Genomic DNA, 14,121 nt, shown 5'->3' with positions numbered 1-14,121 from the left:
ATCACCGGCCGTCCCCATGCCATACCACCCGCCGGGCCGAACGCGGATCACCCGCCGCACGAAGCCGACGCCGCGAAGAAGGGATGAACGATGCAGGACGACCCGAGGGCCGAGGAGACCCACACGCTCCCTCCCTCCCCGCAGGTAGTGGCTCTCCAGGACTACACGCCCGCCGACCTGCGCGACATCGCCGGGGACGACCGCGATCCGTTCGAGGTGTCCGCTCTGGGGCTAACCTGGCGCCCCAAGGAACAGCACTTCGGTATCAGGGCGAACAACCGCCTGGTGGCCCATGCCGGCTGGGTCGCCGTACCCGTCTCCGTCGCCGGTACCACTTTGCAGGTGGCCGGCCTGGGAGGCGTGATCGTTGCACCGGAACTGCAAGGCCGCGGCTTGGCAAGGCTCGTCGTGTCCGCAGCCATGGCCCAGGCATCCGCACAGGGCCTGGAGTTCGGTCTCCTGTTCTGCCGCCCGGATCGCATGCCTGTTTACCGCACGATGGGATGGACTTCTTTATCCACCGACATCACAGTCGAACAGCCTGGCGGCGACCTCGCCATGCCCCTGCCGGCCATGTGGACGTCCCTTGGCACCGCAGTGCCGTGGCCTCCTGGGGCGGTCCGCCTCCTGTCACCGCCCATGTGACCCTGACAGGGGCACACCCAGGACCAGAACGTCCCAGCGCGAAGAGCCGTTCCGGCTTCTCCATTGCCCGCAGGGATCCAGCGCCCTATCGCCCTTTGGAGTTCTCATCTGTGGCACGGGGGTCACGCAGGGGGCACAGGCCCGGCTTCGACGGCCGGGTGAAGGCGTAGCGGCCGAGGAAGTTGATGTGGTCGTACCGGAGCGGAGAGAGCCGGGCGAGCAGGTCGTCGATGGCGGGGAAGCCGTCAGCCACGAACTATTTGACGGCAGCATCGATGGAGAGGCTGTTGAACAGGACCACGGCGTTGAGCGCCAGATCCAGGGCGCCAAGCTGGTCTTCCATGCCCTCGCGGTAGTGCTGGCGCAGTTCGCCGCGCTGCCCGAAGAAGATCTTCCGGGCGAGGCGGTGGCGGGCCTCGGTGACGTTGAGCCGAGCGCCGATCATGCGCCGGTATCCCTCGTCGGTGACGAACTGGAGCAGGTGCGGCGTCTTGAAGATCCGCCCGTAGTGGGCGAACGCGTCGCCCAGTCCGGTCGGTTTGCCGTCCCGGGAGAGCATGCGGATCAGGTCGTGACCGCGGACCTCCCCGAGAGTCAGAGAGCCCGCCTTGCGGAGCATGTCGCCCCGGTGGGCGCGTATCCGGTCCAGGCGGACGGTGTGGTCGGAAACCAGCTGGAGCGGGCCGTGGTCGGCCGCGGTCTTCGTCCGCCAGAGCCGTGCGTCGGAGATGTCGGCAATTCTCGGGGAGAACTGGTAGCCGCAGATGGCGAACAGGCCGAAGACGATGTCGGAGTACGACGCGGTGTCCGTGATGAGGGTCTCCGACTTCGGTCCGCCGTCGCGGGCGTGGATGGCGTCCAGGATGAAGAGCGAGTCGCGAAGGGTGCCCGGCACGACCACCCCGCCCAGCCCCATCACCTGGTCGTTGACCACGTTCAGCCAGGTGGCGCCCTTGTGCCACAGGCCGAAATACCGGGGGTTCGAGCCCACGTACAGGGTTCGCACCGGCACGGTGAAGCGGACCCCGTCGGCGGAGGCGACCAGACCGCCGCCCCACGCCCGCACGACGTCGAGCCAGCGTCGTGACCCTGGACAGCAGCACCCGGTTGTTCACCAACCACAGCACCGCTCGGTCGAACAACGCGCGCGGCCCCTCCAGCGACGACCACACCCTCGCCACCAGGAACTCCCGCAGTTCCTCCTCGCCCGCAGCAAACTCCCGATAGCCGTACCCGTCCCGGATCTCCCACACATGCTCGTACACCGTCTGCGAGCGTGCCCCGTGCTTGGCGAAGTTCTCGTCATCGATCCCGAGCAGTTCGGCGACGAACCGCACCACGAAAGCCGGGACCGCCGTGGGGTCCTCGGTCAGGAAGGTACCGAGCATCCGCACCGTGCCCCACTGCACCGCCCACCCCAACCGAGTCGCCGGACGGCGCTTCGCCCGCGCAAGTCCCAGGGTCTTGGTGTCCAGGCGGAAGAACTGTCCCAGCTCCCCGGGCGACGGCTCCGTGGCGAACCGCCCATAGCGGCTTCTTGCTCGGCAGACAGGTACTCAACAGGCATGCCGAGGAACGTACGACCCGCTGACCAGCCGAAACAGGCACGTCACCGAACCGGAATCAAGATCGCCCAGGTACCGCCGATTTCCGCTCCGATACTCCCCGAGAACCGACTCACCCGGCGATCCGCGCGCGGACGAGTGCGTCGAGGCGCCGCCACGCCGGTGAGGCGTCGTTGACCGCGCGCTGGACGAGCGCGGGGATGGCGGGCGCCGCGCCGGGGCCCGGCGGTTCGCCGGGGCCGTAGCGCCGCCTGGTCGCCTCGGCGATCCGGTGGGCGAGCCGGTCGATCCGGGGATCGCCGGGGTCGAGGGCGTACGCCCGGTCGTAGGCGAGGAAGAGCGGGATCAGCGCGGGGTCGGAGACGCTGTCGCGCTGGTCACGGAACGGGACGACCGCCTGGTCGGGGTCCGTCACGAACACGAGCGTCCACAGGTCGCGTTGCAGCTCCACCCACCGGGCGGTGAACCCGCGCCCCGGCAGCTCGTCCAGGTAGGCCACGACCTCGTCGGGCAGCGGCCCCGTCCGCCCCTCGGCGAGTCCGCGAAGGCGTGCACGCGTCGCCCGCAGCGCGTCGATGCGGGCCGTCAGGTCGTCGTCGATCTCGCGCAACGCCCGCCCGAACTCCTCGCCGGACGCCGCCCTCAGCTCCCTGACCCGGGCCAGCGGCACACCGGCCTCGGTGAGCGCCCTGATCCTGATCAGGGCCACGGCGTCGGCCGCGCCGTAGCGCCGGTAGCCGGACGCGTCACGGTCCGGCTCGGGGAACAGCCCCTTGTCGTGGTAGACGCGGACGGTCTTGGCGGACACCCCCACGTACCTGGCCAGTTGTCCGATGGTGATCATCCGGCCATCGTGCCACTTGACCTTTCCCCAGGGGCAGGGTCGCAGCATGGCGTCATGACGGACACGACCATGGACCGGGCGGTCCTGCGCGAGCTGGCCGACGCGGGCAACGAACGCGCCCTGGACCGGCTGGCCGACCTCGCCGACGCGGCGGGCGACCTGGAGGAGCTGGGCGAGTTGCTGGACGAGGGCTGTGCGCGGGCCGGGGCGCTGCTCACCCGGCGCGCGGTCGCCGCGGGTGACCTGCGCGCGCTCCAGCGGATCTGCGACGCCGGGTACGCGGGGGCGGGCGACGAACTGGGCCGGCTGCTGGCGGGCCCCGCCGACGAGCGGGGGGCGTGAGGGCCCGCGCGGCTCAGCGTCCGGCGGGGGCGTCCGCGCCCGGCAGTCCGGCCAGCCGGGCGAGGCGGCGGGTCGAGTCGAGGCGGCCCTCGGTGCCGTGGGTGTTGAGCGTCACGAGGAGTTCGTCGGCCCCGGTGCGCGTGACGAGTCGGGCGAGGGCCCGCGTCATCCCGGCCTCGTCGCCGTGGAGCTGCCCGGCCCTGGCCTGCTCGAAGTAGCCGCGCTCGCGCTCCGTCATGTCCCGGGCCAGGACGTCGCCCGGTGGTTCGAGGGGCGCGAAGACGCCGCGTGTCCTGGAGTGGACGGTCGCCCACGCCTCCGGCACCTGGAGCACGGCCGCCTCGGCTGCGGTGGCGGCGACCGCCGCGTTGACGGCGACGATCACATACGGCCGTTCCGCGTACGCTCCCGGCACGAATTCTGTCCGGTACCGGTCGATGGCGGCCAGCATCCGGTCCTCGTCGCTCAGGTGCGCCATCACGAGCGGCAGCCCGTGCGCGGCGGCGACCGAGGCGCCAGAGCCGACGGCGAGGACGAACGGCGGCACCCGCAGCCCCTCGGCGGGCAGCGCGCGGACGGGCCCCGAGCCCTCGAAGTGGCCGAGCAGCTCGGTGATCTGCTCCCCGAACCGGTCGGCAGCGTCCTTCTCGACCCCCAGCGCCCGCCGTACGGGTCCCACGAAGCCCACGGACCGCCCGAGCCCCATGTCGATCCGCCCGGGGAAGAGCGCTTCCAGCACCCCGAACTGCTCGGCGACGACGAGCGGCCGGTGGTTCGGCAGCATCACGCCGCCCGTGCCCACCCTGACGCGCCGTGTCGCGGAGGCGACGGCGGCGGCCAGCACGGTGGGCGCGGAGCCCGCGACGCCGGGGACGCCGTGGTGCTCGGCGACCCAGAAGCGGTGGAAGCCGAGGCCGTCCACCTGCCGGGCGAAGGCGACGGTCTCCCGCAGCGCCTCGTCGGGCCGCTGGCCCGCGCGGACCAGCGCGCGGTCCAGGATCGACCAGCGGACCGCGCGCAGCGCCGCCGCGTCGCCGCCGCCGTCGTTCCGGCCCGTCCTGTCGTCCGCTCGTCCTGTGCTCACTCCTGTGTCAACAGCTCGGCGCCCGCAGGATTCCCGTCGCCGTCCCATTCGCGCACGCTGTCGCACCACCGGCCGAGCAGCACCCGGTCGTGCCCGACCGCGAGGAGGGCCGCGCCCTGCTCCTTCCGGTAGTCCTCGACCAGCGCGACGAGGGCGGCCGTGGTGGAGGCGTCGAGCATCGCCGTCATCTCGTCGCAGATGAGCAGGCGGGGCCGCAGCAGCAGGGCGCGGGCCAGGCAGGCGCGCTGGAGCTGCCCGTCGCTCACCTCGTGCGGACGGCGCCGCAGCAGCTCGGCGCCGAGCCCGGCCGCGTCGGCGAGCGCGGCGGCGCGGTCGGCCAGCTCACGGCCGCGGCCGGTCGCGCGGGCCGGTTCCGCGATCAGGTCGCGCAGGCGCAGGCGCGGATCGGCGGCGAGGCGTGGCTGCTGGAAGACGACGCCGATGGCCGTGCGCTGGTGGCGTGGCGCGCGGAAGCGGTGGCCGGTGACGGTCTCCCCGGCGAGCCGTACGCTTCCGGCCCAGGGCGTGTGCAGCAGGGCGGCGACGCGGGCCAGGGTGGACTTGCCGCAGCCGCTCGGCCCGAGGAGCCCCAGCGCCTCGCCGTCGGCGACGGCGAGGGACATGTCGCGGACGACGGGCCGCCCGCGGTCGTATCCGGCGGTGATCCCGGTCAGTTCAAGCATCTGCGGCCTCCGGCGCGGTGGCGTGGTGGCAGGCGACGCCGCCGTCGAGGGGTGGCCGTGCGGCGCAGGCGGCGTCGGCGCGGGCGCAGCGCGGGGCGAAGGCGCAGCCGCCCGGCAGGGCGTCGAGTTCCGGCGGCAGGCCGGGGATGGGGGTGAAGTCGCGTTCCGGCAGGGCGGCGAGGAGCCCGGCGGCGTACGGGTGGCGGGGTCCCGGGGTGCCGAAGAAGGCGGCGGCGTCGGCGAGTTCGACGATGCGGCCCGCGTACATGACGGCGACGCGGTCGGCGATCCGGGCGGCGGCGGCGAGGTCGTGGGTGATGACGAGGAGGCCGCGTCCCTCGTCGGCGTGGCGGCGCAGCCCGGCGACGGTGCGGTCCACGAGGTCGCGGTCGAGGCCGGTGGTCGGCTCGTCGGCGAGGAGGAGGGGCGCGTCGCCGACGAGGGCGAGCGCGGTGGCGGCGCGCTGGGCGAGTCCGCCGGAGAGCTGGTGCGGGTGGTGGCCGAGGTGGTCGGCGGGGAAGGCCGCCCGTTCGGCCGCCGCGGCGACGGCGGGCGGCAGCGCGTCGCGGCGTGTGCCGGTGAGGGCGCGGACGGTCTCGCCGAGGTGGGCGCGCACGGTCCGCACCGGGGTGAGGTGGGCGGCCGGGCTCTGCGGGACGAGGCCGATGCGGCGCCCGCGTACCGTCCGCGCGAGTGCGCGTTCGCCGACGGTGAGCAGATCGACGGGCGCCGCGTGCTGGTCGTCCGGCGGGAGGACGGCGCTGCCGCGTGTCTGGGCGTTGGCGGGGAGCAGGCCGAGGAGCGCGCCGGTGAGGACGGACTTGCCGCAGCCGCTCTCGCCGACGAGGGCCAGGCACTCCCCCGCGGCCAGGTCGAAGGAGACGTCGCTGACGGCGGCGACGTGCCGTCCGTGCGGCATGCGGAAGCGGACGGACAGGCCGCGCACCGACAGCAGGGGCGTCACAGGACCAGCTCCGATCGGCGGCGGGGGTTGATCCGCTCGCGCCAGGCACCGGCGAGTCCGGCGATGGCGAGGGTGGGGATGATGATGAACAGGCCGGGGAAGAGCGTCGGCCACCAGTCGCCCGCGGCGAGGGGGCCCCTGGCGGCGTTGATCATGGTGCCCAGGCTGGCCTGGTGGGCGGGGATGCCGAGGCCGAGGAACGAGAGCGCGGATTCGTGCCACAGCGCGTGCGGCACCATCAGCACGGCGGCGAGGCCCGCCTGGGGCAGCACGGCGGGCATCAGGTGCCGTAGGACGACGCGCCTGCGTCCGGCACCTCCGGAGATGGCGGCGTCGATGTAGGGGCGGGTGCGCAGCGACAGGACCTCTGCGCGCACGATGCGGGCGGTGGAGACCCAGTGGGTCAGTCCGACCGACACGACGACGGGCCAGACGCCGGGGCGGAACATGGCGACGATGAAGATGCCCATCAGCAGGTGCGGCACGGCGGCGAAGGTGTCCACCAGCCGCATCAGCAGGCGGTCCGTACGTCCGCCCGCCGCGCCCGCGACGCAGCCGACGGCGAGCCCCAGGGCGGCGGCCACCAGCGCGGCGACGATGCCGACGGTCAAGGAGACGCGCAGCCCGTAGACGCTGCGCAGCAGGAGGTCGCGGCCTACGTCGTCGGTGCCGAAGGGGTGGTCCCAGGACGGCGGGAGCAGGCGGGAGGTCAGGTCGATGGCCTGCTGGTCCAGGGGGAAGAGCAGGGGCACGAGCAGCACGGCCGCCACAGCGGTGGCCACCAGTGCGGCGGACGTGGTGACGCGGACCTTGCGGGTGCCGCGCCGTTCGTGCGCCGGGGTGTGCCAGGGCTGCTCGGGTTCGGTGGCGGGGGTGGGAGGGTGCGTGGTCGCCATGGGGTTCACATCTCGTCGTGGCTGACGCGGGGGTCGGCCAGGCCGTAGAGCAGGTCGGCCAGCAGGTTGCCCACCAGGACCGCGATGGCGGAGAGGACGGTCAGTGCGGCCAACAGGGGGAAGTCGGACGCGGTGGCCGCGCGTACGGTGGCGGACGCTATGCCGGGCCAGCTGAAGACGGTCTCCACCAGCAGCGCGCCCGTGATGAGTTCGGGTATGCGCGTGCCTATCAGGGTGAGGACGGGGAGGAGCCCGGAGCGCAGGGCGTGCCCGAGGAGCACGGTCCGCTCGTCGAGGCCGCGCGCACGGGCACCGCGTACCGGGTCCTCGCGCAGGGCGTCGAGCACGCCTTGGCGCACGTACAGCACGAACCACGGGAGCTGCGAGATGGCCAGCACGGTCGCGGGCAGGATCAGGTGGCGCAGCAGGCCGCCCGCGGTGACGGCGTCGCTGCCGGGGTCGGTGAGCCCTCCGGCGGGCAGCAGGTCGAACTGGATCGCGAAGAGCCAGATGGCGAGCAGGGCGATCCAGAACGGCGGGGCGGCCTGGAGGGTGTAGCCGAGCGAGCTGACGGTCCGGTCGAGGAGACGTCCCGGCCTGCGGGCGGCGGCCACGCCGAGGACCGTCCCGCCGAGCACGGCGGCGACGAAGGCGACGGTGCACAGCAGCACGGACCAGCCGAGGCGTTCGGCGATGACCTGGGTGACGGGCTGGCGCAGCGACAGCGAGCTGCCGAGGTCGCCGCCGACGGCGGAGCGCAGCCACGTCCACCACTGCTCGGCGAAGCTGCCGTCGGCGCCGAGGTCGGCCCGCAGCCGGTCCAGCGTCTCGGCGGACGCGCCCACGCCGCTGCCGACGTACTGGCGCACGGGGTCGAAGGGGGACGCGGCGGCGACCGCGAACATGCCGAACGTCACCAGGGCGAGCACCGGGACGGCGGCCAGCAGCCGCCGTCCCGTCAGCCGTGCCATGGCCCCCCAGGGGAGCCCGGCGGTCACGCGCGGGCCCGCCAGGACTCGACGTTCCACCAGGGGCCGTGGCCGAGGCCGTGGTCGTGCGGCTCGGGCTGGGTCGTCACGCCGTCCCAGCGGTCGGCCATCACGTAGACGTGGTCGATGTGGGTGAGGAAGGTGTAGCCGGGATTGTCGGCCAGCTCCCGCTGCACGGTGTCGTACGCGGCGCCGCGCGCCTCGGGGTCCGCCGTGCGGCGGGCGAGGTCGAGCTGGTCGTCGATGGCGGGGTTGGCGTAGTACGCCATGTTGTTCCAGCCGTCGCCCGCGAGCCGCGAGTGGAGCATGCCGTAGAGGTCGAAGTCGGGGTCGGCGGGGTTGCCGCCGCCGTAGAGCACGCCGTCCTCGGGCAGGCGTTCCTCGATGACCTCCCAGGAGCCCGACTCGACGGTGATGTCGATGCCGATCTCGCGGGCGTCGGACGCGTAGGCGAGCGCGTGGTCCTGGCGCAGGCGGTCGCCCGCCGGGTACCAGAGGGTGAACTCGGCGCGCTGGCCGTCCTGTGCGCGGATGCCGCCGTCGCCTTCCGTCCATCCGGCCTCGTCGAGGATGGCGCGGGCCGCCTCGGGGTCGTGGGCCCGTTCACTGCCCTCGGCGAACCAGGGGCTGGTCGTGGGCACGGGGCCGTAGGCCGGGCGGCCAGCGCCCAGGAGGATGCCCTCGACCATCAGTTCGCGGTTCACGGCGAGGTCGAGGGCGCGGCGGACGGCGACGTCGCCGGTGACGGGGTTGCCGGTCGGGAGCGTGACGGCGCGGACGTCGGCGCTGACGGCGTTGTACGTGACCATGCCCTCGTCGTCGGCGAAGCCCTCGGCCAGGCTGGGCGGCAGGACGGCCGCGTCGATGTCGCCGGACCGGAGGCGGGTGGCCCGGACGTCGTCGTCGGGGATGATCGCCATGGTGAGGCGGTCCACGGTGGGTTCGCCGCCCCAGTAGCCGGGGTTGGCGCGCAGGCTGATGCGCTCGCCGGGTGTCCAGTCGGCGAGGACGTAGGGGCCGGTGCCGACGGGCTCCGTGTTGTACGGGCCGGTGTTGACGTCCTGGCCGCCCGCGGCCTCGGCCGAGGCGATGGGCAGGACGGTCCGCTCGGCGAACGGCGCGTAGGGGTAGGCGAGTTCGAAGACGACGCTGTGGTCCCCCTCGGCGCGCACGGCCTCGACGGGGTCCAGCTCGTCGCGGTAGGGGTAGTGGGTGCCGTCGTCGAGGACCGTCTCGTAGGTGAAGACCACGTCCTGGGCGGTGAACGGGGTGCCGTCGCTGAACTCGACGCCCTCGCGCAGCGTGTACGTGTACGTCAGCCCGTCGTCGCTGACCTGAGGCAGCTCCGTGGCGAGGGCGGGCTGGAGCGCCAGGTCCTCGTCGTGGCGCAGCAGGCCGTCGAAGATCTTCGAGTTGCCGTCCTTGCCGTACCCGAGGAGCGGGCTCAGCGAGTCGGGTTCGGTGGCTATGCCGACGACCAGCGAGTCCTGCCCGCCGTCGCCGCCCGTGTCACCTCCCCCGCCGCCGTCGTCCTCCCCGTCGGACGGGGCGGAGCAGGCCGCCAGCGCCAGCAGCGCGACCGTGGCGGCGAGTGTCGTCCGGAGCGTCCTGACCGTCATGAATACCCCTGCTGAACCTCGTACGTTATTGCGAAACTTTCGCAATTAAACAGTAAAGGCGGCGCAGGGGGTAGCGGGCGGGGGGTCGGGGCCACGGTGTTCCCCGCCCGCTCGGCCCGCGTTTCCCCCGAGTTCGCGGACCGTGCGGGACGGCGGGACGGCCGCGGGCGTCACGCGGCGGGCGCGCCCCCGAGGCCGCGCGCGGCGAGCCAGCCGAGCTGCGCGCGCGTCTGCGCGGGACCGCCGCCGCCGTGGTCGCCGAACTCCCAGACGGAGATGTCGGCCTCGCCCGCGTACCGGTTGTAGGCGGCGAAGACCGTGGACGGCGGGCAGACCGGGTCCATCAGCGCCACGCTGAACAGCGCGGGCGCGCCCGCCCGCGCCGCGAAGTGCACGCCGTCGAAGTAGGCGAGCGTCCCGAAGGCCCGCTCCCCCGCGTCACGCCTGTGCCGCCCGAGGTACTGGACGATCTCCAGGTAAGGACCGCCCGACGCGACGTCCGCCCCGCGCCTGAAGTGGCACAGGAACGGCACATCGACGAGCGCCGCCGCCACGGCGTCGCCCGCCAGCCCGGCCGTGGCCAGCGCCAGGCCGCCGCCCTGGCTGCCCCCGGCGACCACGACGCGCGCCGGGTCGATCGCGGGGTGCTCGCGCAGCACGTCCACGGCGCGCACGCAGTCGGCCATCACCCGCCGGTAGTAGTGGTCGTCCCGGCTCTCTATCCCGCGCGTCATCAGGCCGCCCACCCACTGCGCCGACCGCGCGCCCACCGGGTCGGGCGTGTCGTGGCCCTGCCCGCGCGTGTCCACCACGAAGTGGGCGTATCCGGCGGAGACCCACAGCAGGTGCTCGAAGTGCAGCCCGCGCCCGCCGCTGTAGCCGAGATACGTGATGACCGCGGGCAGCGGACGTGCCACGCCGCGCGGCAGCAGGAGCCAGCCGGATATCGGGTGCCCGCCCCAGCCGGGGAAGCGCACGTCGTACACCTCCGCTGTCACGAGCGGCGAGTCGTCCACCGGGCGGAACTCGGCGGGCCCCGGCGCCGCGGCGCGCGCGGCGGCGAGCGTGCCCTCCCAGAACGCGTCGAAGTCCCCGGGGGCCGCGACGGCGGGCCGGTACTCCCGCAGGTCCTCGATCGGCATATCGGTCAGCGGCATGCGTCCCGCCCTTCCCTCGTAGGTCCGCGGGAAAGCTACGCGCCGCCGCGTGCCTGGTCAACGGCCGTTCGCCGACCCCCCGCCCGCCCGGGATGGTAGGCAGGGACGATGGACTGGATCGCCGACCCCGACGCCTGGCTCAGCCGTCTGGTACTCCAGCGCGGACTGGCCGTCGTGTACCTGATGGCGTTCCTCTCGACCGTGCGGGAGTTCCCCGCGCTCGCCGGTGCCCGGGGGCTGACCCCGGCCGACGACCTCGTGCGCCGCGTGCCGTTCCGCAGGGCGCCCAGCGTCCTCCGGCTCGTGGGCTACACGGACCGGCGGCTCCTCGCCGTCGCGTGGACAGGCGCCGCGCTGTCGGCCGCGATGGCTGGCGGGCTGGGCGACGCCGTGCCGCTGGGGGTGTCGATGGCGCTGTGGGCCGTGCTGTGGGCGCTCTACCTGTCCGTCGTGAACGTGGGCGGGATCTGGTACGCGTTCGGCTGGGAGTCGCTGCTCCTGGAGGCGGGCTTCCTGGCGGTCTTCCTCGGCAACGACGACATCGCGCCGCCGACGTTCGGCATGCACCTCATGATCTGGCTCGCGTTCCGCGTCGAGCTGGGCGCGGGGCTGATCAAGTGGCGCGGCGACCCGTGCTGGCGCGAGCTGACGTGCCTGAACCACCACCACGAGACCCAGCCCATGCCGGGGCCGCTCAGCCGCCTGTTCCACCTCCTGCCGCGCCCGCTGCACCGCGTCGAGGCGGCGGCGAACCACGTGTGCCAGCTGATCGTCCCCTTCGGGCTGTTCCTCCCCCAGCCCGTCGCCACCTGGGCGGCGCTGCTGGTGATCGTCACGCAGCTGTGGCTCGTGGCCTCGGGGAACTTCGCCTGGCTGAACTGGCTGACGATGCTCCTCGCCGTCGCCGCCGTCCACCCGGCCCGCCTGCCGCTGCTCCCGGCCCCGCCCGCGGGGCAGCCGGACGCGCCGGTCTGGTTCAGCTGCGCGGTGTGGGCGGCGACGCTGCTGGTCGCCGTCCTGAGCTACCGCCCGGTGCGGAACCTACTGTCGCGGTACCAGTCGATGAACCGGACCTACAACGGGCTGCACCTCGTCAACACCTACGGCGCCTTCGGGAGCGTGACGCGCGTGCGGCACGAGATCGTCCTGGAGGGCACGCGCGACCCGGTGCCGGACGACGGGGCGCGCTGGGAGGCGTACGAGTTCCACGGCAAGCCGGGGGACGTACGGCGGCTGCCCCGCCAGTTCGCGCCCTTCCACCTGCGGCTGGACTGGCTGATGTGGTTCGCGGCGCTGAACCCGTCCGTCCCCAGGCCCTGGATGCGGGCGCTGATCGGACGGCTGCTGGCGGGCGACCGCGCGGTCCTGCGGCTGCTGCGGAGGAACCCGTTCGAGGACGCCCCTCCGGCCCACGTCCGGGCACGGGTCTACCGCTACCGCTTCTCGACGCGGCGGGAACGGCGCGCCACGAGCGCCCGCTGGCAGCGGACGTACGTCCACGACCACGTCGCACCCACCCCGGCCAGCGGCGACTGAGCGAGCAGCCGCACGGATGCGGTATGGTTCTGCTGCGCGGTCGGCGAGGGAGAAACCCCGAGCCGGACAAGCACCGGGACGTGGCGCAGTTTGGTAGCGCACTTGACTGGGGGTCAAGGGGTCGTGGGTTCAAATCCCGCCGTCCCGACGGTGGAACAAGCGCTCTGACAGGGATGGACATCCCAGGTCAGGGCGCTTTTCGCTGTGCACCTGCCACCACGCTCCCAGCAGCCCGTATGCGTCCACGCAGAACCCGGGGTACGGCCTCGCGCTGCGGAAGCAGGGCCGCACGGCACCGGCCGACCGGGAGCACCCCGTCTCCACCCTGGTGGACCGTGGCCGTTTCGCCCGCTCCCTCGCACAGGACCTGACCATGCCCGGACGCACACGGCAAGGCATCGACCGGGTGCTCGACCTGTGCCACTGGTTCCACCTCTCCCGGCCCCGGCTCGTCCTCTGAGCGGAGCACGGGCCCGGCTTCCCGGGTCCTCGCCGCGGAGTCCCGGGCCCCGGAGCGGTTGAACCGGGAAGCGGGCAGCTGTCTTCCGCTTCGGATGAGACGCAATTAATCTCATGCGACAAGCACACGAGAGCCCGTTGTGCAGGACTGGAACACCGCTCAGTCCTCCAGAGAATGGTTGACTCCGATGACAGACCCCACGAGCTCATCCGTGCCTCCGCCCCCCGGAAGACAGAGGACCGCCAAGCGGTTCGACTGGGCCGGTCTCAAGGCGGACCTCCGCGGCGCGATACCCGACGCGAGCCTGGCCCTGGTCATCACTGGCCTCATCTTCTGGCTGCTGTGGGCCCGTATCGAGAACGGCAGTTCGCCGAGTCTGCGGATCATGCCCCCCTTCGAGACGCCGTCCGAGTACTGGTGGTACTGGCTGTGCCAGGCCTTCGGCTGGTCGGCGATGCTGTGGGCCTACATCACCGTCGTCTTCGGCCTCCTCAGGTCGGGCAGCCGCCCGCCGTGGCGGTGGATGTCGGCGGCCCGCGTCGAGAAGTGGCACCGCACGACCAGCCTGACCACCATCGGGCTGATGTTCCTGCGCATGGCGACGTTCTACGGAGCCGAGCTGCAGACGAATTTCGAGAACCAGCCGATGGGCGAGCTGGCGCGCGAGACCCTGGTCAAGGTCTTCGTGCCCGGCGGGTACGCCACCGGGACGGGCCGCATCGCCATCCTCATCGGCCTGCTCGCGTTCTATCTCGCCATCGTCCTGGGCCTGGCGTTCTACATCCGTCAGACCACGGGGTCCCGGCTGTGGCGGGCACTCCACCGTTTCATCATCGCCGTCTACGTCCTGAGCATCTGGCACACCCTCATGTTCGGCACGAACGTCTGGTACGAGGGCTCCTTCCGCACCTTCGTCTGGGCGCTCCAGATGCCGCTGGCCGCACTGTTGCTGCTCCGGCTGCTCACCCCGGCACGGCCCAGTGAACAGCTGCGGCTGCGCGGCCCGCGCCGCGAGTCGCGCCCGCTGCCGCTGACCGCCCGGCTGGCCGGACGGCTCGCGGCGGCGGGCACGATCGCCGGACTGGCCGTCGTCGTCATCTCCGGAGCCGACGGAGGCAGGAGCGGCGACGCCCACTCGGCGGGGCCGTGGCCCGAGCGCTGGGTCATCTGGGTCGGCCTGCTGGTCTTCACCCTCGCCCTCGTCGCCGTCGTCCACCGGCTGCGGCCCGTCCCCCGCCCGGCGGGCCGGAAGCGGAAGGACACGACGGCGGACGGGGAGCGGACCGCGGACGAGCCACAACGCGCGAGCTGATCGCAGCCGGACCGTCAGGGGGCGT

The 14,121-nt window shown here is 73.1% G+C and carries 15 protein-coding genes, 1 tRNA gene and 1 pseudogene; 6 read left to right on the top strand and 11 right to left on the bottom strand.

The annotated features are described in order from the left end of the window. Positions 1 to 90 precede the first annotated feature (90 nt). Positions 91 to 645 carry a GNAT family N-acetyltransferase gene (locus tag IF27_RS28300; RefSeq protein WP_052852706.1) on the top strand — a complete coding sequence of 185 codons (555 nt, stop codon included), beginning with the start codon at positions 91 to 93 and terminating at the stop codon, positions 643 to 645. Positions 646 to 730: 85 nt separating this feature from the next. Here the strand turns inward: IF27_RS28300 and IF27_RS31305 are convergent, their stop codons facing one another. From IF27_RS31305 to IF27_RS28290, 4 genes and pseudogenes are all read right to left on the bottom strand, one after another. Then, the gene (locus IF27_RS31305; protein ID WP_190233133.1) at positions 731 to 898 is read right to left on the bottom strand and encodes a hypothetical protein; all 168 of its coding nucleotides are present in this window, start codon (positions 896 to 898) and stop codon (positions 731 to 733) included. A gap of 3 nt (positions 899 to 901) precedes the next feature. Next, positions 902 to 1,711 carry a Tn3 family transposase gene (locus IF27_RS31715; protein ID WP_052852705.1) on the bottom strand — a complete coding sequence of 270 codons (810 nt, stop codon included), beginning with the start codon at positions 1,709 to 1,711 and terminating at the stop codon, positions 902 to 904. A 16-nt stretch (positions 1,712 to 1,727) separates the two neighbouring features. After that, a pseudogene (locus IF27_RS32110) lies at positions 1,728 to 2,174 on the bottom strand (DUF4158 domain-containing protein); the annotation flags it as partial. Positions 2,175 to 2,322: 148 nt separating this feature from the next. After that, positions 2,323 to 3,054 carry a MerR family transcriptional regulator gene (locus IF27_RS28290; RefSeq protein ID WP_052852704.1) on the bottom strand — a complete coding sequence of 244 codons (732 nt, stop codon included), beginning with the start codon at positions 3,052 to 3,054 and terminating at the stop codon, positions 2,323 to 2,325. A gap of 54 nt (positions 3,055 to 3,108) precedes the next feature. Between IF27_RS28290 and IF27_RS28285 the strand changes: the two genes are divergently transcribed. Beyond that, positions 3,109 to 3,396: a hypothetical protein gene (locus tag IF27_RS28285; RefSeq protein ID WP_052852703.1), complete on the top strand. Its 288-nt coding sequence runs from the start codon at positions 3,109 to 3,111 to the stop codon at positions 3,394 to 3,396. Between the two features lie 13 nt (positions 3,397 to 3,409). Here IF27_RS28285 and IF27_RS28280 read toward each other — a convergent pair whose 3' ends face one another. From IF27_RS28280 to IF27_RS28250, 7 genes are all read right to left on the bottom strand, one after another. Beyond that, positions 3,410 to 4,417 (bottom strand): MsnO8 family LLM class oxidoreductase, encoded by a 1,008-nt coding sequence (locus IF27_RS28280; RefSeq protein WP_052852816.1) that lies wholly within the window; start codon positions 4,415 to 4,417, stop codon positions 3,410 to 3,412. 59 nt (positions 4,418 to 4,476) lie between these two features. Then, positions 4,477 to 5,163, bottom strand: coding sequence for an ABC transporter ATP-binding protein (locus IF27_RS28275; protein ID WP_052852702.1), 687 nt, complete (start codon positions 5,161 to 5,163; stop codon positions 4,477 to 4,479). Next, complete coding sequence (locus IF27_RS28270; RefSeq protein WP_110946339.1) at positions 5,156 to 6,082, bottom strand: oligopeptide/dipeptide ABC transporter ATP-binding protein; 927 nt, start codon at positions 6,080 to 6,082, stop codon at positions 5,156 to 5,158. The genes IF27_RS28275 and IF27_RS28270 overlap by 8 nt, the downstream gene beginning before the upstream one ends. A 41-nt stretch (positions 6,083 to 6,123) precedes the next feature. After that, a complete protein-coding gene (locus tag IF27_RS28265; protein WP_052852700.1) occupies positions 6,124 to 7,023 on the bottom strand; it encodes an ABC transporter permease in 900 nt (299 codons plus the stop codon). 5 nt (positions 7,024 to 7,028) lie between these two features. Next, positions 7,029 to 7,994: an ABC transporter permease gene (locus tag IF27_RS28260; protein WP_052852815.1), complete on the bottom strand. Its 966-nt coding sequence runs from the start codon at positions 7,992 to 7,994 to the stop codon at positions 7,029 to 7,031. Positions 7,995 to 8,017: 23 nt separating this feature from the next. Beyond that, complete coding sequence (locus IF27_RS28255) at positions 8,018 to 9,631, bottom strand: ABC transporter substrate-binding protein (RefSeq protein WP_052852699.1); 1,614 nt, start codon at positions 9,629 to 9,631, stop codon at positions 8,018 to 8,020. Between the two features lie 170 nt (positions 9,632 to 9,801). Continuing rightward, complete coding sequence (locus IF27_RS28250) at positions 9,802 to 10,788, bottom strand: acetylxylan esterase (RefSeq protein WP_052852698.1); 987 nt, start codon at positions 10,786 to 10,788, stop codon at positions 9,802 to 9,804. 108 nt (positions 10,789 to 10,896) lie between these two features. On the opposite strand from IF27_RS28250, the gene IF27_RS28245 reads away from it, so the two are divergent. From IF27_RS28245 to IF27_RS28235, 4 genes are all read left to right on the top strand, one after another. Beyond that, complete coding sequence (locus IF27_RS28245) at positions 10,897 to 12,324, top strand: lipase maturation factor family protein (RefSeq protein WP_052852697.1); 1,428 nt, start codon at positions 10,897 to 10,899, stop codon at positions 12,322 to 12,324. A gap of 74 nt (positions 12,325 to 12,398) precedes the next feature. After that, positions 12,399 to 12,472: transfer RNA gene (locus IF27_RS28240), tRNA-Pro, on the top strand. 180 nt (positions 12,473 to 12,652) lie between these two features. Continuing rightward, complete coding sequence (locus tag IF27_RS31890) at positions 12,653 to 12,784, top strand: hypothetical protein (RefSeq protein WP_263053858.1); 132 nt, start codon at positions 12,653 to 12,655, stop codon at positions 12,782 to 12,784. 211 nt (positions 12,785 to 12,995) lie between these two features. Then, complete coding sequence (locus IF27_RS28235) at positions 12,996 to 14,096, top strand: ferric reductase-like transmembrane domain-containing protein (RefSeq protein ID WP_223291242.1); 1,101 nt, start codon at positions 12,996 to 12,998, stop codon at positions 14,094 to 14,096. Positions 14,097 to 14,121: the final 25 nt, after the last annotated feature.

The organism is Streptomyces avicenniae (genome assembly GCF_000719135.1).
GTDB lineage: Bacteria > Actinomycetota > Actinomycetes > Streptomycetales > Streptomycetaceae > Streptomyces > Streptomyces avicenniae.
This window is presented reverse-complemented; position numbering and strand designations above follow the sequence as displayed.